Source organism: Nonomuraea sp. NPDC002799, assembly GCF_053592075.1.
In genome coordinates this window covers 1-18,790 of record NZ_JBSFVA010000038.1, presented here as the reverse complement: position 1 = coordinate 18,790, position 18,790 = coordinate 1, and the positions used below count along the sequence as shown (strand labels likewise).

19 protein-coding genes and 1 pseudogene are annotated in these 18,790 nt (G+C 67.4%); 2 read left to right on the top strand and 18 right to left on the bottom strand.

Translation table 11 applies throughout. The features are described 5' to 3' along the window. Positions 1–98: 98 nt before the first annotated feature. Positions 99–713: an ArsR/SmtB family transcription factor gene (locus tag ACWD0F_RS42440; RefSeq protein WP_449887284.1), complete on the bottom strand. Its 615-nt coding sequence runs from the start codon at positions 711–713 to the stop codon at positions 99–101. On the opposite strand from ACWD0F_RS42440, the gene ACWD0F_RS42435 reads away from it, so the two are divergent. Continuing rightward, positions 657–2,270, top strand: a complete 1,614-nt coding sequence (locus ACWD0F_RS42435; protein WP_449887282.1) for an MFS transporter — start codon at positions 657–659, stop codon at positions 2,268–2,270. The two genes, ACWD0F_RS42440 and ACWD0F_RS42435, sit on opposite strands and share 57 nt — an antisense overlap. A gap of 281 nt (positions 2,271–2,551) precedes the next feature. Beyond that, positions 2,552–3,856 carry a M23 family metallopeptidase gene (locus tag ACWD0F_RS42430; protein ID WP_449887281.1) on the top strand — a complete coding sequence of 435 codons (1,305 nt, stop codon included), beginning with the start codon at positions 2,552–2,554 and terminating at the stop codon, positions 3,854–3,856. A gap of 84 nt (positions 3,857–3,940) precedes the next feature. On the opposite strand, the gene ACWD0F_RS42425 is transcribed toward ACWD0F_RS42430, so the two are convergent. The 17 genes and pseudogenes from ACWD0F_RS42425 to ACWD0F_RS42345 form a co-directional block, all read right to left on the bottom strand. Next, positions 3,941–4,852, bottom strand: a complete 912-nt coding sequence (locus ACWD0F_RS42425; protein WP_449887279.1) for a tyrosine recombinase XerC — start codon at positions 4,850–4,852, stop codon at positions 3,941–3,943. A gap of 902 nt (positions 4,853–5,754) precedes the next feature. Further along, the gene (dprA, locus tag ACWD0F_RS42420) at positions 5,755–6,981 is read right to left on the bottom strand and encodes a DNA-processing protein DprA (protein ID WP_449887277.1); all 1,227 of its coding nucleotides are present in this window, start codon (positions 6,979–6,981) and stop codon (positions 5,755–5,757) included. A 383-nt stretch (positions 6,982–7,364) separates the two neighbouring features. Next, on the bottom strand, positions 7,365–8,900 hold the full coding sequence (locus ACWD0F_RS42415) for a YifB family Mg chelatase-like AAA ATPase (protein ID WP_449887276.1): 1,536 nt from the start codon (positions 8,898–8,900) through the stop codon (positions 7,365–7,367). Continuing rightward, a complete protein-coding gene (locus ACWD0F_RS42410; RefSeq protein ID WP_449887274.1) occupies positions 8,901–9,350 on the bottom strand; it encodes a YraN family protein in 450 nt (149 codons plus the stop codon). 987 nt (positions 9,351–10,337) lie between these two features. Further along, on the bottom strand, positions 10,338–10,661 hold the full coding sequence (locus ACWD0F_RS42405) for a DUF2469 domain-containing protein (RefSeq protein ID WP_393153350.1): 324 nt from the start codon (positions 10,659–10,661) through the stop codon (positions 10,338–10,340). Positions 10,662–10,700: 39 nt separating this feature from the next. Further along, a complete protein-coding gene (locus ACWD0F_RS42400; protein ID WP_449887273.1) occupies positions 10,701–11,369 on the bottom strand; it encodes a ribonuclease HII in 669 nt (222 codons plus the stop codon). A gap of 52 nt (positions 11,370–11,421) precedes the next feature. Then, entirely contained in the window at positions 11,422–12,015 is a 594-nt protein-coding gene (lepB, locus tag ACWD0F_RS42395; RefSeq protein ID WP_449887271.1) for a signal peptidase I, read from the bottom strand. Beyond that, on the bottom strand, positions 12,015–12,875 hold the full coding sequence (gene lepB / locus ACWD0F_RS42390; protein WP_449887269.1) for a signal peptidase I: 861 nt from the start codon (positions 12,873–12,875) through the stop codon (positions 12,015–12,017). Before lepB (ACWD0F_RS42390) ends, lepB (ACWD0F_RS42395) begins: the two co-directional genes overlap by 1 nt. 151 nt (positions 12,876–13,026) lie before the next feature. Beyond that, positions 13,027–13,389 carry a 50S ribosomal protein L19 gene (gene rplS / locus ACWD0F_RS42385; protein WP_449887267.1) on the bottom strand — a complete coding sequence of 121 codons (363 nt, stop codon included), beginning with the start codon at positions 13,387–13,389 and terminating at the stop codon, positions 13,027–13,029. A 157-nt stretch (positions 13,390–13,546) separates the two neighbouring features. Next, the gene (gene trmD, locus ACWD0F_RS42380) at positions 13,547–14,437 is read right to left on the bottom strand and encodes a tRNA (guanosine(37)-N1)-methyltransferase TrmD (RefSeq protein WP_449887265.1); all 891 of its coding nucleotides are present in this window, start codon (positions 14,435–14,437) and stop codon (positions 13,547–13,549) included. Beyond that, the gene (gene rimM, locus ACWD0F_RS42375) at positions 14,437–14,937 is read right to left on the bottom strand and encodes a ribosome maturation factor RimM (RefSeq protein ID WP_449887263.1); all 501 of its coding nucleotides are present in this window, start codon (positions 14,935–14,937) and stop codon (positions 14,437–14,439) included. The genes trmD and rimM overlap by 1 nt, the downstream gene beginning before the upstream one ends. A gap of 70 nt (positions 14,938–15,007) precedes the next feature. After that, positions 15,008–15,253, bottom strand: a complete 246-nt coding sequence (locus tag ACWD0F_RS42370) for an RNA-binding protein (RefSeq protein ID WP_449887262.1) — start codon at positions 15,251–15,253, stop codon at positions 15,008–15,010. Between the two features lies 1 nt (position 15,254). Further along, entirely contained in the window at positions 15,255–15,701 is a 447-nt protein-coding gene (gene rpsP / locus ACWD0F_RS42365; protein WP_449887260.1) for a 30S ribosomal protein S16, read from the bottom strand. 392 nt (positions 15,702–16,093) lie between these two features. Beyond that, positions 16,094–17,650 carry a signal recognition particle protein gene (ffh, locus tag ACWD0F_RS42360; protein ID WP_449887258.1) on the bottom strand — a complete coding sequence of 519 codons (1,557 nt, stop codon included), beginning with the start codon at positions 17,648–17,650 and terminating at the stop codon, positions 16,094–16,096. Between the two features lie 57 nt (positions 17,651–17,707). Further along, positions 17,708–18,268 (bottom strand): GTP-binding protein, encoded by a 561-nt coding sequence (locus ACWD0F_RS42355; RefSeq protein WP_449887257.1) that lies wholly within the window; start codon positions 18,266–18,268, stop codon positions 17,708–17,710. 7 nt (positions 18,269–18,275) lie between these two features. Beyond that, positions 18,276–18,677, bottom strand: coding sequence for a DUF742 domain-containing protein (locus tag ACWD0F_RS42350; protein WP_449887255.1), 402 nt, complete (start codon positions 18,675–18,677; stop codon positions 18,276–18,278). Positions 18,678–18,682: 5 nt separating this feature from the next. Beyond that, positions 18,683–18,790: pseudogene (locus tag ACWD0F_RS42345) on the bottom strand (roadblock/LC7 domain-containing protein); the annotation flags it as partial.

The window sequence follows — 18,790 nt, the reverse complement described above, 5'->3', positions numbered from 1 at the left end:
CCGTCTACGGTCAAACGGACATCCGGCCCCTTACGCCACCCACCCGCCGAGCCGAACGCGCCGCCGCGCGACCGTCGGCTCGAACCCCGTGGCGACCGTCAGGTCGCGTCATGATCCTCGGTCGGCAGCCCGGGCACAGGCCTTTTCGCGACGGGAAAAAGGTTGATCTGCGCCTCCGCGAGCCTGGCCCCCGCCGGCGCGGCGTCCTCGCTCCGATGACGAGCCTGGTAGGGCTCGAGCAACTTCTCGATCTGGTCGTTCAGCCGCGCCAGTTCCTCGGCGTCGACCCGAATCTGCGTACGGCCGAAGCGCGTCGCGTTCCGCCACTCCTCGGGCTCCTTGTCGATGTTCGCCAGAGCCCGCTCCATCTGCTCGTTGGCCTCACGGGTGACAGCGTTGATCAACAACATTTTGGCCTCACGGACCTCCGGCTGGTCCCCCGGCAGGACCCCCACGCTGAGCGGCCCGCTCACGGCCTTCCACAAGCGTTCCCTGCCGTCGCCCCGTGGTGGCGCGTCCTCCACGAACCCGTACTTGGCCAGCATCCGCAGGTGATAACTGGCGGCGCTGGGCGTGATCCCCGCGATCTCCGCCACCTCGGTCGCGGTGGCACTCCTCTGGACGGCGAGCCGGTTGAGGATCGTCAAGCGTGCCGGATGGGCCAGCGCCCGCATCGCTTTGGGATCACTGAGGCCCCCGCTGTCCCGCGTCATGCGCCAAAGGTTACCCGCCGCCACAGACATGAAGCATTGCCTTCACAACTCCGAAGCATTACCTTCATACTTATGAAGCGTTCCTTTCATACCTCGCGCCCTCTTGACGGCCCTGCGTCTATTTCCGCGCCAGACACCTCTCACGGCGATCCGCTTCCGCCAGACACCTCTCACAACGATCCGCCTACGCCCGACACCTCCCAGGGCGAACCGCCTACGCCCGACACCTCCCAGGGCGAACCGCCTACGCCCGACACCTCCCATGGCGATCCGCCTCCGCTCCGCAAGCAGCGTGATTACCGCCTGCTCTGGACCGCCCGAACCGTCTCGGTCAGCGGCTCAGAGGTCTCGAAGCTGGCGATCCCCCTGACCGCCGTCACGCTGATGACCGCGTCCCCATCCCAGATGGGCCTGCTGACCGCGGCCGCCTCGGTCCCCGCCCTCCTGCTGGGCCTCCAGTCGGGCGCCATCGCCGACCGCCTCAGGCGCCACCGGCCGCTGATGATCGCCTGTGAGCTCGTCTCCTGCGTGGCCGCCGCCACAGTCCCCGTGGCCTGGTTCCTCGGTGTGCTCAACATCCTCTGGCTGATCGTCGTCGCCCTGGTGATCGGCGCCGCCGGAGTGCTCTTCAAGGCGGCGAACTTTCCCCATGTGGCCGCCGTCGTGTCCCCCGAACAGCGCACAGAGGCGATGGCCGGTTTTCACGCCTCCTACTCGGTGGCCTCGGTCAGCGGCCCCGGACTCGCGGGAATCCTGGTGCAGGTCCTCACGGCCCCGATCGCCGTACTGGCGGAGGCGGTGTCGTTCCTGGCCTCGGCCCTGCTGTTGCGCGCCATCCGCACCCCGGAGCACAACGAACCGGCGCAGTCACGCGGCATGTGGCGTGACGTCGTGGAGGGCCTGCGAGCCAGCGTCTCCCACCCCGTACTCCGGGCACTGCTGGGCTCGGGCGTGACCATCAACTTCTTCGCCATGGCGTACACCGCCGTCTACATGCTCTACATGCTGAACACGCTCAACATCCCCAAGGGCATGATCGGCGCCCTGGTCGCGCTGAGCGGCGTCGGGGGCCTGCTGGGCGCCTGGGCCACGGTCCGCCTGGCGAAGCGCTTCGGCGAGAACCGCGTCCTGCTCGTCTCGGTGCTCTTCTTCCCCATCGAGATCCTGGTGGTGGGCCTGCTCACCGGCCCCTTGTGGTGGAAGCTCTCGCTCCTGGCCCTGACCGCCACGATCACCGGCGGCATAGTCGTGGCCTTCGCCACGTGCCTGGGCGCGCTCGTCCTCCGCGAATCCACCCCGGAACTGCGCGGCCGGGTGAACGCCACCATGACCTTCGCCGTCCAGGGCGTCCTGGCGCTCGGAGGCATCGCCGGAGGCGTCCTGGCCGAGTTCGTGGGCCTGCGCGCGGTGATCCTCATGTGCGCGGCAGGCATCGCTCTGAGCTCCATCTGGATCTGGACCTCCCCCCTCCGCCCCCGGCCCAAGTCCTCCCGAACGCCGGCAACCCCATCAACCCCAGCCCCCGACGAACCCTCGCCCAGGCCCAGAACTACGTGACCACCCCCAAGCGCCAGAGCCCTTTCTAAACCCCCTCCTCATCCACAGACCTGGCGTCCCTCCACCTCATTTCACAGACCCGAACCCCTCGCCCGCAATCCACACACTCAGACGCCCCCGCTCACGATCCACACACCCAGGCGCTTCCCCGCTCACGATCCACAGACCTAGCGTCCTCCACCCACAATCCACAGACCAGGACCCCTCGCTTTCAATTCACAGGCCCGGACGCCCTCGCCCACAATCCACAGGCCCGGACGCCCCCGCCCACAATCCACAGAATGCCGTTCACCTCTCGGCGACCTCGGCGCCTCGATAAAACTCGCGCCATGACCCACCACATCAGTTCCCACAGCCACCGCCACCGCGCCTGCGCCCTCTCTTTCTGCGGCCTTCGCGCCCCTTCCTGCCGCCGCCTCCGCGCCAGTCCCTTCCACAGTCCCCATCACACGCCCCGCCGCAGTCCGCGCGCCACTCCCCATCACACTCCCTGCGCCACTCCCCACCACCCTCCCCACCACCCTCCCCACCACCCTCCCCACCACACTCCCCGCGCCAGCCCCTGCCGCAGTCCCCACCACGGTTCGCGCGCCAGTCCTCGCACCGCTCCACGCCACACTCCCCGCGCCGCTCCCCCTAGCGCCGCCACCCACCCGTCATTCCACGCATATGCAGCTCAGAACCGCATTCGCCTACTGACGACAGCCTGCACAGCCGCCCTAATGGCCCTCATTTGCGCGGCTACGTTGCTCCCCATCACCACTGCGTCGGCAAGAGCCTCACCCTCCTCCACCTGGCGATGGCCGTTGGACGGGCACCCCCGCATCCTGCGACGCTTCACACCCCCACCAGAGCCATGGCTGGCCGGCCACAGAGGCATTGACCTGGCCGCCCCCGCCTCCACCCCAGTACTCGCACCAGGCGCAGGCACCATCCGCTTCGCCGGCCCGGTGGCCGGAAAGGGGGTGATCACCATTGACCACGGACAAGGCCTGCGCACGACCTACCTCCCCGTCAAAGCGTCGGTACGACGAGGCCAGGCAGTGACCCCAGGAGCCGAAATAGGCGTCGTAGAAGCCTCGGGCCACCAATGCCCCGAATCGTGCCTGCATTGGGGCCTCCTACGCGACACCCTCTACCTGGACCCCCTGCTCCTTCTGGGTCACGCCACCACCCGCCTCCTCCCTTTCTGGCCCTCAGCGGTCACCACAACCGCACACCTCTCAAAACGGCCCGCCCTCATCACTCCGCAACCCCGCGCCACATCACCCACAACGCGCCAGAAACACGCACCCACCGTGGCCGCATCATCATCTTTACCGCCATTCCAGCTCCAGACAGCGGCGACCGGCACAACGTCTGCCACCATCACCGCGCTGACCACCGCCACCATCGGTTCGGGCGCATTGCTGGCTACCGTCATCCTTATATGCGCAATATGCGCAATATGCCGCCGACAACGCCGCATGACGAACCGATCGGCCCACCGAGCGAAAGGCCAGCACCGCAAACATCCCCACAGACGAGGCGCACCCCCAAGAGCACCCCGACCCCGCCACCCGCCGGCTTCCCGGCCACCGCACTGAAGAAATGAACGCAAATCACCGGCCCAGAAGCTGCGTTTCCAGCGGCCTCCGGCGTCCGTTCTCAAGCTCGCAGACGCGCCCGCCTCAAGCTCGCGGATGTGCCTGCCGATACGCCGCACGCAGCCGCTCGATCGAGACCTGTGTATAAATCTGCGTGGTGTTCAGAGATGCATGCCCAAGCAGCTCCTGAACACTGCGCAGGTCGGCCCCACCCTCAAGCAGATGAGTCGCCGCAGTATGCCGCAGACCATGCGGCCCCATGTCCGGTGCCCCTTCCACCTGCGCCAGCCTGGCGTGCACCACCCGCCGAACGGTCCCCGCATCGATCCGGCCACCGCGCACTCCAAGAAAGAGCGCCGGCCCAGTCCCTTCCCGAACCCACAACGGCCGCCCATGGATGCACCACCGGTCCAGCGCCCGAAGAGCCGGAATCCCAAATGGCACCGACCGCTCCTTACGCCCCTTGCCCATGACCCGGATGACATGCCGCTCTCGATCCACGTCATCCACATCGAGCCCGCACAGCTCACTCACCCGCACACCGGTGGCGTAAAGCAGCTCAAGCATCGCTTGGTCGCGCAATTCCTTAGGCTCGACCGTGGAGGACGCATTCAGAACGGCTTGGGCCTGCTCCTGATCAAGCACCGCAGGCAGCGGACGAGACGCCTTGGCGCTACCGAGCAGCAATCCCGGATCAACCGACAACCATCCACGGCGATGGCAGTAGGCGGTGAATGTCCGAGCACAAGCTGTTCGCCGCGCAAGAGTAGCCCGCGCTTTCCCGGCCTCATGCTGATCAGCCAGCCACGCCCTCAGAACCCCGATATCAAGCCCGCCCAGTTGCCCTTCCACGTAGTCGAGCAGTGACTCAACATCAGACGAATATGCCCGCACTGTATGCGGCGACAGATCTCGTTCGAACCGCAGATACCGCCCAAATTCGGCAGCCACCTCCTCGCGCCCCACACCATCCTGCTCACCCTCAGCTTCATCCATGCCCCACGCTCCTCACACCCGAGCCCATGCTCCCAGCCGTAATCACTTCCCCACCCAACCTGGGACTCACCATCACCCGATACGCGCCGGGCGACACAAGAGGTGCACACGGCGAGTGATCCGATTTTCGTGCCCAGGCCAGCACAGCCTGAGGTGGCCAGGCCAGCGCAGTCTGAGAACGTCAAGCGCCCGCTTGTGAATCCGCGCGCGAGCCCCGCTCCAAAGCGACGCGGGTAAGCCAGCCGAGGCCTGCGGTGAAAGCGGTGACCACACGATCGGCCCGAAGGCGTAGCCGACCAGCGCCGCCAGACGCGGGTAGGCCAGCCGAGGCCTGCGGTGAAAGCGGTGGTCACACGATCGGCCCGAAGGTGTAGCCGACGAGCACCGCCAGCGGGATCCACACAAGGTGCATCGCTTGCAGAGCAACCCTGGCAAGGGTACGCCGCCAGCGGTACAAGATCGGGCAGGACGACGAAGAGCAACATGGCGGCGGCGGCCGGCAAGCCATACTTGACGCTCTCGAAAACCCCGAACGCAGCCAGCAACAGCGCGAGCACGCCCCAGCATGCCTTTCGCACCCAATCGTCACGCCAAGACGACCGTCGACTCCGTGATGCGCCGCGACTCGTCGTCTGAGGTGCGCTCAGCTGTTACTGAGGTGCCCAGCACGAAACCAGCAGCACGCTCGGGCAAGCACCGCGGCCGGGAAAGGATGGCAACCCACTCCGAGGATGCAGCGCAGCTTCAGCGACGCAAAGCGATGCAGCTGCCGCTCACGGACGGGCAGCGTGCCCGGAGACGACAGCGGGCCCGGAGACGACAGCGGGCCCGGAGACGACAGCGGGCCCGGAGACGACAAGTGCCTTCCGTTTGATACTCAGGGCGGCGGGCGCGGCGGTCGGTTACGGAGCCAGGAGGTCGTCTGCGTCGGGGAACGGGGGGTCGTCGGTTGGGTCGGGTTCCGGGGTGGGTGGGGGCTGCAGGGCGGTGGCGTCCGAGGCCTTGGGGTAGGTGGTCGTCTGTTTGCGGAGGCGCCAGCCGTGCTTGGTTCGTTCGATGTAGCCGGCGGCCGCCAGGCCGCCCAGTGCGCTCAGCGCGGTGTCCAGACCGACACCTGCCGCCACCGCGATCGAGGCTGGGCCTGCGCCGCCTCGGGAGGGGATGGCGTCGAGAACTCGTCTGGTCGGTTCGTTGAGTTTGTCGCGGGGCACTGCTGGGGCCCTCGTCTGCGTGGCCATATCCCCGCCTATCACGCCGACCAGGTCGATCATTTCCTCAGGTGAGGTGATGCATACTGCCTTGCGCTCGCGCAGGAGTCTGTGGCAGCCGACGGACGCAGTCGAGGTGATGGGCCCGGGAACCGCCCCCAGATACCTGTTCAGAGACAGGGCGTGGGTGGCTGTGTTGAGGGCGCCGCTGCGGTGGGCCGCTTCTACAACCAGTGTGCCCCTCGACAGGGCTGCTATCAGGCGGTTCCTGATGAGGAAGCGGGCTCTGGTGGGGTGTACGCCTGGCGGACATTCGCTGATCACCACGCCTTGGCCTCGTACAGCGGCGAACAGGGTGTCGTGGGTGCTTGGGTAACAGACGTCCACGCCGCAGGCCAGCACCACCACCGTCGGGGCGTCGGAGGCCAGGGCTCCCCTGTGCGCCGCGCCGTCCACGCCGAACGCGCCGCCTGACACCACGGTCCAGCCCGCCTCACTGAGGCCGACCCCGAACTCGGCGGCGATGTGCATCCCGTACGACGTCGCGGCGCGGGCGCCCACCACCGCGATGGACTTGAGGCAGGAGAACCGAAGGTCTGCCTCCCCGTGAAGCCACAGCCCAAGAGGGCGGCCGGAACCCAGTTGGTCCAGCTGGGTGGGCCATTCGGCGCTACCAGGGACGATCAACCTGGCTCCCAGCCTCTCCCCTGCCTCGATGTCGGCGACGGGATTGGCGGTCACCAGGCGGGCGTACCAGGAGTTCAGGCGGGTGGTGAGGTCTGGTGGACGCTCTTGCTCGGCCTCTTGGGCGGCGAACTGCGGTGGCAGGGTCCGGGCGCGGATCGCGTCCACTGCGCCTGAGGCACCGTATTGCGTCACCAAACGACCCATGATGGGGTCGCCGACGTCGGCGGCCCGCATGAGAGCAGCTCTGGCTTCAAGCTCATCTTGGTGCGCATGCCCATGCACAGGCGGGTGCTCAGGCGGATGTCGATGAGGTCGTTCAGGGTCATGGTGTTCGTGGGTGAGCAGGTCGGCGTTGGTGCTGTTGCCGTTGTGCAGAGGCGGTTGCGCGGGCTTACTGGTGGCGGGCGCAGCGGCGGCGGCTGGAGTGTGGCTGGCCACAGTGGTTGGCCGGCCGATGGCTCCAGTGGTCTCTGGAGGTGGGGTGGGCATGACGGCTCCCGTCGGTGGATCAGGGCAGTAACCACTGGCAGGCTGCTGCCGGAGCTGCGATGGGATCGCGGTGGGAGATCCCGCTTGTTGTTGCGCTGTGGGGGGCGACTGCAGGAAGATAGGTCCTGTTATGGCGCCACTCCGAGCCAGAAGCCGAGGGCTGCGGTGGTCTCGTCTTGGCTCGGGCTGTCCTTGTCGGCCAGATCGGCGAGAGTCCAGGAGACGCGCACGACGCGGTCCAGACCGCGGGCGGTGAGGGCACCCGAGTCCAGGCAGGCCGTCATGGGTTTCACGGCGGCGTCGGACGGGCGGTAGTCGGAGTGGAGGAGCGAGGAGGGGATTTCGGCGTTCGTACGCCAGGGGGTGCCTGCCAGTCGCTTGGCCGCCCGCTCCCTGGCCATGAGCACGCGTTCGGCCACCGTCTCGCTGGTTTCGACGAATTGGCGGTCGGCCAGGAGCTCGCGTCTGGAGGAGCGGGCCACGGTGACCTTCATGTCTATGCGGTCCAGAAGCGGGCCCGACAGTCTGCCCAGGTAACGGCGCCTTGTCGTGGGTGAGCACCTGCAGACCTGACCCTGGTTCTCGGCCTGAGCGCAGGGGCAGGGGTTGGCGGCCAGAACAAGCATGAATCTGGCCGGGAACGTGACCGATCCTGCTGATCTGGACACGGTGACGCGACCTGATTCCAGCGGTTGTCTGAGCGCGTCCAGCACGTGGCGGGGGAACTCCGGGGCCTCATCCAAGAACAAGACACCCCTGTGCGCCAGAGAGACCGCCCCAGGACGCACGACCGTGCTACCGCCGCCGATGATGGCGGCGGAGGTCGCCGTGTGGTGCGGGCTGACGAACGGGGGCCTGCTCATCATGGGTGCGTTGACCGGCAGGACGCCCGCGACCGAGTGGATGGCCGTGACCTCCAAGGCGTGGTCGATCTCCAGGTTCGGCAGAAGGCTGGGGAGGCGCTCGGCGAGCAGGGTCTTGCCGGTGCCCGGTGGGCCGAGCATCCACAGGTTGTGGCCGCCTGCCGCACACACCTCCAGGGCACGCCGCGCGACGGGCTGGCCGACGACCTCCGCGAGGTCGACTGCGGGGTCGATGCCGGCTTTCGGAAGCTCCACGACCTCCTCGATCCGGGGCTCCGGCGGCTGGTCTCCCTTGCGCAGCCACTCCACCAACTGCCGTAGATGCGCCACGGGCACCACGTTGACGTCGGGTACGAGGGCGGCTTCGGCGGAGTTCGCGGATGGGACGACGATCGTGACGTCTCCGTGCTTGGCCGCGCCCAGGATGGACGGGAGTACGCCGCGTACAGGTCTTATGCGTCCGTCGAGGCCCAGCTCTCCGAGAAAGAACGGCTCCGCGATGCGCTCGGCGGGGACTACCCCGGCCGCGCCCAGGATCGCCATGGCTATGGCGAGGTCGAACTGGGAGCCGCGTTTGGGGAGGCTGGCGGGAAAGAGGCTGACGATGATGCGGGCGTCCGGCCAGGAGTAGCTGCTGTTGACGACAGCGGATCTGACTCGGTCGCGGGCCTCGCTGAGCGCGGTGTCGGGGAGGCCGATGAGGTGGATGCCTGCCAGGCCATTGCCTACGTCGGCCTCTATTTCGACGGTGCGGCCTGTCACTCCAATGAGGGCGACGCTGCGTGTGCGGGCCACGGCCATCTAGATCGCCCCCCGTACGTGGCACAGGGCGAAGTCGCCGGCGAAGCGCTCAAGGGCGATCACGTCTACCCGCACGGCCTCGAACGTGGCGGGCTGCGTGGCGAGCCACTTGGCAGCGAGCATCCGTAGTCTGGCCAGCTTGACCTGGCTCACCGACTCCAGCGCAGTGCCGTGGGATCTGCCCGATCGGGTTTTGACCTCGACGACGACCAAGTTGGGGCCCTCTTCGGCGATGATGTCGATCTCGCCGTAACGGCAGCGCCAGTTACGGTCGATGACCTTCATGCCCTCAGCCTCCAGATAGGTCACAGCCACCTCTTCGCCCTGTTTGCCAAGTTGCAGCCTGCTGTTGGTGCGGCGAGGGCTGGGGGTGGGGGTGGCAGTGCCGGAATCGTGAGCCTCGGGGCTCCGCGAGTCGGGAGTGGTTTTGTTATGGCTCCTGGCGGCCATGGGCCACCTCCGTCCAATCGTCTGGTGCGGTCCGGGCACCGACTTTTGCCGACGGGTGGGGTGGGAGGTTGGGGCGAACGTGGTTCTGGGGATAGCGCGGGTGGGGTGCAGGGACCTGTGGATAAGTGGGCGGCAGTAGGTATGCAGGGATGTCAATCGCCGCACGGCACCGCGCGGGTCAGGGCTCGTAGGCAGCGGCACCAGGGCGTCGCGAGCCGTAGCTTGAGGACACCGTGCACTGTGGCGTAGGGCACCGTGTGGCAGGGGCGCGAGGGCGCCGTGCGGACAGGCGCGAGGAGACCGCGTGAGAGAGACCCGAGGACGCCACATGACACGGGCGCGAGGACACCGCGTGAGAGAGACCCGAGGACGCCACATGACACGGGCGCGAGGACACCGCGTGAGAGAGACCCGAGGACGCCACATGACACGGGCGCGTGGGCACCGCGTGAGAGAAGAACGTTAGTGCTGTGACTGGACACGATCACAGCACTAGAACACCGAACAACAGGAACACCGCGTGGGAGACGCCAGGGCGCTGCGTGAGAGAAGCGCGAGGACGCTGATGGGAGAAGCGCGCTGTAGGTCCCACACGTAAGCGTGAGCGCCGTAAAGGCCACACGAGGCAATGTCCGTCAGGCAGGAAAGGTTTGAGGCGCAATGCGGTCCACAGGGCGTCGCAGGTGTGGGAGCGCTCTGCTGTCATTGGAGGCGGCGCGTTTGGTGCGGTTGTGTGTCGCGAGTCCGCCAGTAAGCCTGTGCGTGGCGCGCCCGACCTCACCCCCAGGCCAGGCAGCGTGGCACGAACGGGCCTAGGCCGACCGGACAATCAAGCCGACCGGACAACCAGGCTGACCCGGCCCCACCAGACAACCCGAGCCGACCAGACAAGCAGGCCAACCGAACAAGCAGGCCGACCGAACAAGCGAGCCGACCACAGCCAAAAGGGCCGACCGAACAGCTAGAAGACCGACCGACCCGTACCCTCTACCCCGAAAACCCTTCCTTCGGCATCTCCAGGTCGGCCTTGGCCAGCTCTTCCACGTTCACGTCCTTGAACGTCACCACCCGCACGTTCTTCACGAACCGCGCCGGCCGATACATGTCCCAGACCCAAGCGTCCTGCATCTTGACGTCGAAGAAGACGTCGCCGTTCTCCGCCGTACGCACGTCGAGATCGACCGTGTTGGTCAGATAGAAGCGCCGCTCAGTCTCCACCACGTACGTGAACAAACCGACGACATCACGGTATTCGCGGTAAAGCTGCAGCTCCATCTCGGTTTCGTACTTTTCGAGATCCTCTGCGCTCATCGCGGTCCTCCTGTCGTACCGGTCCCCCGGTTCGCCTGCTCAGGCAACCCCGGCCCCCATTTCATTTTCACCCATCCCCCTCGCCACCGTGACGAAGGAGTAGCGGTGATCAGGACACGGTCCGTGCGTTTCCAGCGCCAGCCGGTGTCCTGGTGTGACATACCCCTTGTGCTCGGCGAAGCCGTACTGCGGGAAGCGCCTGTCGAGCGCGACCATCAGGCGATCCCGCGTCACCTTGGCCACGATCGACGCCGCAGCCACACATGCGGCCACCTGATCTCCCTTCCACACGGCCAGCGACGGAGCGGGCAGCCCGGGAACCGGGAAACCGTCCGTCAGGATGTACTCCGGGTCACAGGGCAACTGTGCGACAGCTCGCCGCATTCCGGAAATGTTGGACTTGTGCAGACCTTTGGCATCGATCTCCCCAGGTGGGATCACCACGATGCCCACATGGGAGACGGGCAGGATCTGGTCGTAGAGGCGCTCACGCACTGCCGGAGTCAGCAGTTTGGAGTCACCGAGGCCGTCGATCTGCCGGCGCAGGATGACGGCGGCGACCACCAGCGGCCCCGCGCAAGCACCCCGACCGGCCTCGTCGACGCCGGCGATGGGGGTGAGGCCGCGGCGGGCCAGCGCCCGCTCATAGGCGTAGAGCCCGGAATCGCGCCGGACGACGCTGGGTCGAGGGCGGAACACAACTGTCATGACAGAGGCAGCGTACGCCCCATTCGCCGCAATCCGCGACCGGAAGCACCCTCTACTTGACCTTGTCGAAGGTGTCGGGACGCGAGAAAAGATACCCGCGCGACAGCGGCCAGTAGCGCACCACGGCCTTGCCGATCACCGCGTCTTCCGAGATGAAGCCCTTGCCGGGCTCCCCCGTGTGCGACCGGGAGTCGGCGGAGGCAGTGCGGTGGTCGCCCATCAGCCAGAGCTTTCCGGCGGGCACCGTGACGTCGAACTTATCGCCGCCGGCGAAATCGTCGGGGTAGAGGTAGGACGTCTCGTCCAGCGGTGTGCCGTTGACGGTGATGCGCTTGTCGGCAGTGCAGCACACCACCTTGTCGCCGCCGATCCCGATGACCCGCTTGATGGTGTCCTCGCCGTTCCAGCCCTTGAAGACCACGATGTCGCCGCGATCAGGCTTGCCCGAGAGCTTGTTGACGAACACCCGGTCGTTGACCAGCAACGTGTTCTCCATCGACACGGACGGGATGTAGAACGACCCGACCACGAACGCCTGGAGCAGCAAGGCGATGCCGATGCCCATGACGAGCAGCAGGACGGTCTCGCGGAAGCCGCCCTTCTTCTTCTCTTTGGCCACGCCCTCCGCCTTCTTGGTGACGGCCATCAACGTCTCCTCACCAGCCGGCGCCGACGGACCAGGACCAAGGGTACGGCCAGCCCGAACCCGGCGACCAGCGGGACCGCCCCGCCCAGCGCCTGGAGCGCGGGCTGCGCGAACGTGTCGGGAATGTCGATCGAGGAGGCCCGGTTGAACGGCCAGACGATCACGAAGGCCCGCCCGATCACCTGGCTCACCGGAATGGAGCCGCCTCCCGGGTCACCGGTGTGACGCCGGGAGTCGAGCGAGACCGAGCGGTGGTCGCCCATCACCCACAAGCGCCCCGCCGGCACCGTGACGTCGAAGAACGTGTCGGACGGCTCGTTATCGGGATAGAGATAGCTCTCCTCGTCGATGGCCGTGCCGTTGACCGTGATGCGCCCCTTGGCGTCGCAACACTTGACGTGGTCGCCGCCCACGCCGATGACCCGCTTGATGTAGTCCTTCTCACCAGGCACGATGCCGAACGCCGTGCCGACCCACCGGAAGAACCCCGCGACCGGGTTGGACGGCTCCTCAAGCTGGAACTCGCCGTCCCACGAATCGACCCCCGAGAACACCACCACGTCGCCGCGCTCGATGTCACGCGTGTGGTAGACGAGCTTGTTGACCAGGACCCTGTCGTTCGTCAGCAGGGTGTTCTCCATCGACTCCGATGGGATGTAGAAGGCCTGGACCACAAACGTCTTGATGATCAGGGCCAGCACCAGGGCGACGACGACGAGAACGGGGAGTTCTTTCCAGAACGACCCCTTTTTCTCGCCTTTTCCACCCTTTGCCGACTTCTGAGTCTCTTCGGCGACCACGTCCACCTCGTCCTCGACAGGGCGGCGCGCCGCGCCGTGCTCCTGGTTCTCGCTAGTCATCGGTGACGAGCCTAGATGATGCGCAGGCTCGACAAGCCTCGACCGACGTTACACCCATGCACGAGTCGCTCCACATAAAGGAAACGGCCCCGTAAAACCGAAAGCCCGCGCGTCGCGCGGGCCATCGGGATGTCCGGAGAAAAGACCGGCTTTACTTCGCGGGCGTGGCGTCGCGCTTCTCGCGGATGCGGGCGGCCTTGCCGCGCAGGTCACGCATGTAGTAGAGCTTGGCGCGGCGCACGTCGCCACGGGTCACGAGCACGATCTTCTCGATGATCGGGCTGTGCACGGGGAAGGTGCGCTCCACGCCGACGCCGTAGCTGACCTTGCGGACCGTGAAGGTCTCGCGGGCGCCGCTGCCCTGCCGGCGGAGCACGAAGCCCTTGAAGACCTGGACGCGGGAGCGGTTGCCTTCGACGACTCGGACGTGAACCTCGAGCGTGTCGCCGGGCCGGAAGGCCGGCACGTCGCTGCGCAGGGTCGACTTCTCGAGCTCCTGGATCTTCGTGTGCATGAGAGTGGTTTCCTCAAAGTTCGCGAGCACGCGGAGGTCCACTCGGCCGCGCTCGTGCGAGCACGACATCGAAGAGGACACGCCTGCTGTCTCCTGGGCCCCCGGGGTCGCTCTCTCCCGGGCATGCCTCACCGACCCTTTGCTGGTCGGCAACGATTCAGTTTGCCATATCTTCCGGCCCGACGCGAAACGAGAGCTCGTCGAGCAGCTTCACGTCGTGCTTGTCGAGCGTCGCGGGATCGAGCGCCGCCGCCAGTTCGGGCCGGTTCCGGACGGTACGCCGGAGCGCCTCGTCCCGCCGCCACCTGGCCACTTTCCCGTGATGCCCGGACAACAACACCGGCGGCACCTCGTGCCCGCGCCAGACCGGCGGCTTGGTGTAGACGGGCCCCTCGACCAGGTTGCGCATGGATCCGGGCGCGAACGAGTCGTCCACGGCCGACTGGGCGTTGCCCAGCACGCCGGGCAGCAGCCTGCCGATGGCCTCCACCATCACCAGCACCGCCACCTCCCCGCCGGCCAGCACGTAGTCGCCGATGCTGACCTCGTCCACCCGCAGCCGCGCGCCGTACTCGGCCATGACACGCGAGTCGATGCCCTCATAACGCCCGCACGCGAACAGCAACCACGGCTCCTCCGCCAGCTCCTGCGCGAGCTCCTGCGTGAACGGCCGCCCGCTGGGCGTCGGCACGATCATGCGCGGCCCACCGCCGCCGGCCACGGGGCCGCCTCCGTGAGCGATGACGTCCTCGCCGGTCACGGACTGGACGGCGCCGTCCGCTGCTACGGAGCCGGCGGCACCACTCCCGGAGGTGGCACCGCCGCCGGCCACGGAGTCGATGGCCTCGCCCCACACCTCGGGCTTCATGACCATGCCGGGCCCCCCGCCGTACGGGGTGTCGTCGACGGTCCTGTGCACGTCGTGGGCCCAGTCGCGGAGCTGGTGCACGCGTACGTCCAGCGTCCCGCGCTCGCGAGCCTTGCCGATCAGGGAGACGTCGAGCGGCGCGAAGTATTCGGGAAAGATCGAGATGATGTCGAGCCGCATCAGAGCAGGCCCTCTGGCGGATCGACGATCAGCCGGCCACCCTCCACGTCGACCTCGGGCACCAGGGCCCTGACGAACGGGATGAGCGCGTCGTCCTGCCCGCTCCGGCGCACGACCAGGAGGTCCTGACCGTGGTGCAGGATGTCGGTGATCTCGCCCACGGGCTCCCCGGACGTGGTCTCCACCGTCAGGCCGATGAGCTGGTGATCGTGGAACTCGTCGGGATCCTCGGACGGCGCCACCTCGGCCGAGTCGATGACCAGCATGGTGCCCCGCAGTTCCTCGGCCGCGTCGCGGCCGATGACGCCGGCGAGCGCCAGCAGCAGGATGCCCTTGTTCCAGCGGGCGCCCTCGATGACGAGCGGCCCCTTGCCCGCGGGGTCGGTCGTGAGCGATGCGCCGGCGAAGAACCGCAGCTCGGGATCGTCGGTGCGCACCTCCACGGTCACTTCACCGCGTACGCCGTGCGGACGGCCTATCCTGCCGACGACAAGCTGCACGTGAATCTACCCTTTCAACGCGAGCGCCCTCACCGGCCACGAGGGCCGATGAGGGCGCGCAAACCTGACGCTAACGGACTGCTTCGTCCAGATCGAGCAAATCGACCCGCACGTACTTCCCGTCGGCCAGGGCGTTCACGACCGTGCGCAGCGCCTTGGCGGTGCGCCCGCCGCGTCCGATGACCTTACCCAGGTCCTCGGGGTGCACCCGGACCTCCAGGACGCGCCCGCTGCGAATGCGGCGTGCGCGGACCCGGACATCGTCAGGATTCTCGACGATGCCCTTAACGAGGTGCTCGAGAGCCTCCTCGAGCACCTCAGGCCTCGCCCTCGGCCTGGGTCTCGGCGGGGGCGGTCTCGGCAGCGTCTTCCTTCTTCTTGGACCGCTTCTGCGTGGTGGCGGCCGTGCCGGTGTCGCCACCGGACAGCGCCTCCTTGGCCGCGGCCTCGTAGACGGCGTGACGGTCGGGCTTGGGCTCGGCGACCTTGAGAGGCGCCGGAGCGGGCTCGCCCTTGAACTTCTGCCAGTCGCCGGTGAGCTTGAGCAGCTTGAGCACGGGCTCGGTCGGCTGCGCGCCGACACCGAGCCAGTAAGCCGCACGGTCGGCGTTGACCTCGATGCGCGAAGGGTCGTCCTTCGGGTGGTACAGGCCGATCTCTTCGATCGCCCGGCCGTCACGCTTGGTGCGGCTGTCGGCGACGACGATACGGTACTGAGCGTTGCGGATCATGCCGAGCCGCTTGAGCTTGATCTTGACTGCCACGGGTGTGGTCTCTCCTGCATTCGAGCGTGGGTGAACGGCATCTCGCCGAGTGGGGCACGACGGGACGACGCTCCAGGGACAGGCGCGTCCGGCGGGAGATGAGAGGGCACCCGCCTGGTCACGATGTTCCAACATGCCATTCTGCCAGATCGATGCCAGTGCCTCGACCTCCCTGCACCGGTGTGCCGCGTCGTCCGTGCCCGGACGCCGGTGGCAGCCCGGCAGTTCATCGTACGACGCCCTCCGCGACCTCGTCGAAGCCGCGCGGAACAGCGCAAGAAGAGGCGCGGGACGAGCACACCAAGACAGTCCGAGGCGAGCGCGCGGACCGGTGCCAGGGCAGGCAGGAGGCTGGCGAAGGCCGCCGGGACGTCAGGTCCCGGCGGCGGTGATCACTTCTGGCCGGGAAGCTTCAGCTTGGACGGGTCGAAGCCCGGCGGCAGCTCCATGCCCGGAGGCAGCTTGCCGCCCAGGTTGCCCAGCAGGCCACCCGGCTTCGGACCCTCGGGAGCCTCGGTGCCGTCCTCGGCGGCGGGCTTGCCCAGCGCCGCCTTGCGCGGGTCGCCGCTGACGCGCCGCCCCTTCTTGACCTTCTTCTGCCCCTTGGCGACCTTGCCGCGACCGCCCGGCATGCCGGGAATGCCCATCCCGCCCGCCATCCGCTTCATCATCTTCTGTGCCTCGAAGAAGCGGGTGACGAGGCTGCTGACCGCGCTGACCGTGACACCGGAGCCGTTCGCGATGCGAGCGCGCCGCGAGCCGTTGATGATCTTCGGGTCCTGGCGCTCACCCGGGGTCATGGACCGGATGATGGCGGCGATGCGGTCGAGGTCGCGATCGTCGATGGAGTTGAGCTGGTCGCGCATCTGGCCCATGCCGGGCATCATGCCGAGCAGGTTCTTGATGGGGCCCATCTTCTGGACCATCATCATCTGCTCAAGGAAGTCCTCAAGCGTGAAGTTCTCGCCCGACGTGAGCTTGCCGGCCATCTTGGCGGCCTGGTCCTCGTCGAACGTCTTCTGGGCCTGCTCGATCAGGGTGAGGATGTCACCCATGTCGAGGATGCGGGAGGCCATCCGGTCAGGGTGGAAGGCGTCGAAGTCTTCCAGCTTCTCACCGGTCGAGGCGAACATGATCGGCCGGCCGGTGATGTGCCGGACCGAGAGCGCCGCACCGCCCCGGGCGTCGCCGTCGAGCTTGGTCAGCACGACGCCGTCGAAGCCCACGCCCTCCATGAACGCCTGGGCCGTCGTGACGGCGTCCTGGCCGATCATGGCGTCGACCACGAACAGGACCTCATCGGGCTCGACCGCGTCGCGGATGTCGGCGGCCTGCCGCATCATCTCCTGGTCGATGCCCAGGCGGCCGGCGGTGTCGATGATGACGACGTCATGCTGCAGGCGCTTGGCCTCGTCGATCGACCGGCGGGCGACGGCGACCGGGTCACCGACGCCGCTGCCCGGCTCGGGCGCGTAGACGGCGACTCCGGCGCGCTCGCCCACGACCTGGAGTTGCTGGACGGCGTTGGGCCGCTGCAGGTCGGCCGCGACCAGCATGGGCGCGTGGCCCTGCTCGCGCAGCCACTGGGCGAGCTTGCCCGCCAGGGTCGTCTTACCGGCGCCCTGAAGACCCGCCAGCATGATGACCGTCGGCGGCGTCTTGGCGAAGCGGAGCCTGCGGGTCTCGCCGCCGAGAATCTCGATCAGCTCGTCATTGACGATCTTGACGACCTGCTGCGCAGGGTTGAGCGCCTGGGAGACCTCGACGCCGCGGGCGCGCTCCTTGACCTGGGCGACGAACGCCTTGACCACCGGGAGCGCGACATCGGCCTCGAGCAGGGCGATGCGGATCTCGCGCGTGGTGGCGTCGATGTCGGCGTCCGACAGCCGCCCCTTGGCTCGGAGGGAGGAGAAAACCGATGTCAGCCGGTCGGAAAGCGTCTCGAACACGTGGTAGGCCAGTCCTCGAAGCGGATATACGTTTAAGCCTCCAGCCTATCCGCTCAACTAGCCGCTCCAGCCGGGCACGGCCATCCGAACTGTGAGCGCGTGCTCGACCAGCTGGATGAGCGCGGTCTTGACCGAGTCCTTCGAGCGGGCGTCCAGGCGCACCATCGGGATGTGCGGCGACAGGGTGAGCGCGTCGCGCACCTCGGAGTCACTGTGCAGATAGGTGCCGTCCCAGCCGTTCACCCCCACGATGAACGGCAGCTGGGCCTCTTCGAAGTAGTCGATCGCCGGGAAGCTGTCGGCGAGACGGCGGGTGTCCACCAGGACCACCGCGCCGATCGCGCCGCGCACCAGGTCGTCCCACATGAACCAGAACCGGTGCTGCCCGGGGGTCCCGAACAGGTACAGGATCAGGTCGCGGTCGAGCGAGACGCGGCCGAAGTCCATGGCGACGGTCGTGGTCGACTTCAGCGGTGTCATTCCCAGGTCGTCGATCCCCGCGGAGGCGTCGGTCATGACGGCCTCCGTGGTCAACGGCATGATCTCCGACACCGCGCCGACGAAGGTCGTCTTGCCCACCCCGAACCCGCCGGCGACCACGATCTTCGTCGAGGTCAATCCGGGGCTAGAGCCTGCGAAGTCCACTGAGCACCCTTTCCAGCAGGTTGACGTCCGGCCTACCCGCTTCAAGCTGCGGCTGATGCACCCGAACCAGGCCCTCGGCCGCCATGTCCGCGATCAACACACGCACCACGCCGAGCGGCATCCGCAGCAGCGCCGACACCTCGGCGACCGACCTGACCTGCAGGCACAGCTGGCTGATCGCCTTGTACTCGGGCGTGATGTGTGAGAACTCCCGGTGTTCGGCGGTAGCCGAGGACACCAAAGCCTCCATGGCCAGCTTGACCTTGGGCGCGGTCCGCCCGCCGGTCACGGCATAGGGCCGTACCGGCGAGGCGGGGTCGTGTCGGGCGGGCTGCTGGGGTTGAGGGTCCCAGCCGCCGCTGTTCCATCTGGGGTCTGTCACCTACATCACCTGGACTGACTGGCGCGCAGCTCCGCGCGCACAGCCGGAGTCAGCACCTGACCGGCGCGATCGACCATCAGCGTCATCTGGTACGCGACCAGGCCCATGTCACA

Coding starts and splice junctions, on each gene's coding strand:
- lepB (WP_449887271.1), bottom strand. CDS start 12,015: ATGGCCGTCACCAAGAAGGCGGAGGGCGTGGCCAAAGAGAAGAAGAAG.
- ACWD0F_RS42440 (WP_449887284.1), bottom strand. CDS start 713: ATGACGCGGGACAGCGGGGGCCTCAGTGATCCCAAAGCGATGCGGGCG.
- dprA (WP_449887277.1), bottom strand. CDS start 6,981: ATGCGGGCCGCCGACGTCGGCGACCCCATCATGGGTCGTTTGGTGACG.
- ACWD0F_RS42415 (WP_449887276.1), bottom strand. CDS start 8,900: ATGGCCGTGGCCCGCACACGCAGCGTCGCCCTCATTGGAGTGACAGGC.
- rplS (WP_449887267.1), bottom strand. CDS start 13,389: ATGCACACGAAGATCCAGGAGCTCGAGAAGTCGACCCTGCGCAGCGAC.
- ACWD0F_RS42400 (WP_449887273.1), bottom strand. CDS start 11,369: ATGACAGTTGTGTTCCGCCCTCGACCCAGCGTCGTCCGGCGCGATTCC.
- ACWD0F_RS42410 (WP_449887274.1), bottom strand. CDS start 9,350: ATGGCCGCCAGGAGCCATAACAAAACCACTCCCGACTCGCGGAGCCCC.
- ACWD0F_RS42405 (WP_393153350.1), bottom strand. CDS start 10,661: ATGAGCGCAGAGGATCTCGAAAAGTACGAAACCGAGATGGAGCTGCAG.
- ACWD0F_RS42425 (WP_449887279.1), bottom strand. CDS start 4,852: ATGGATGAAGCTGAGGGTGAGCAGGATGGTGTGGGGCGCGAGGAGGTG.
- ACWD0F_RS42435 (WP_449887282.1), top strand. CDS start 657: ATGGGCCAGCGCCCGCATCGCTTTGGGATCACTGAGGCCCCCGCTGTC.
- lepB (WP_449887269.1), bottom strand. CDS start 12,875: ATGACTAGCGAGAACCAGGAGCACGGCGCGGCGCGCCGCCCTGTCGAG.
- trmD (WP_449887265.1), bottom strand. CDS start 14,437: ATGCGGCTCGACATCATCTCGATCTTTCCCGAATACTTCGCGCCGCTC.
- ACWD0F_RS42430 (WP_449887281.1), top strand. CDS start 2,552: ATGCCGTTCACCTCTCGGCGACCTCGGCGCCTCGATAAAACTCGCGCC.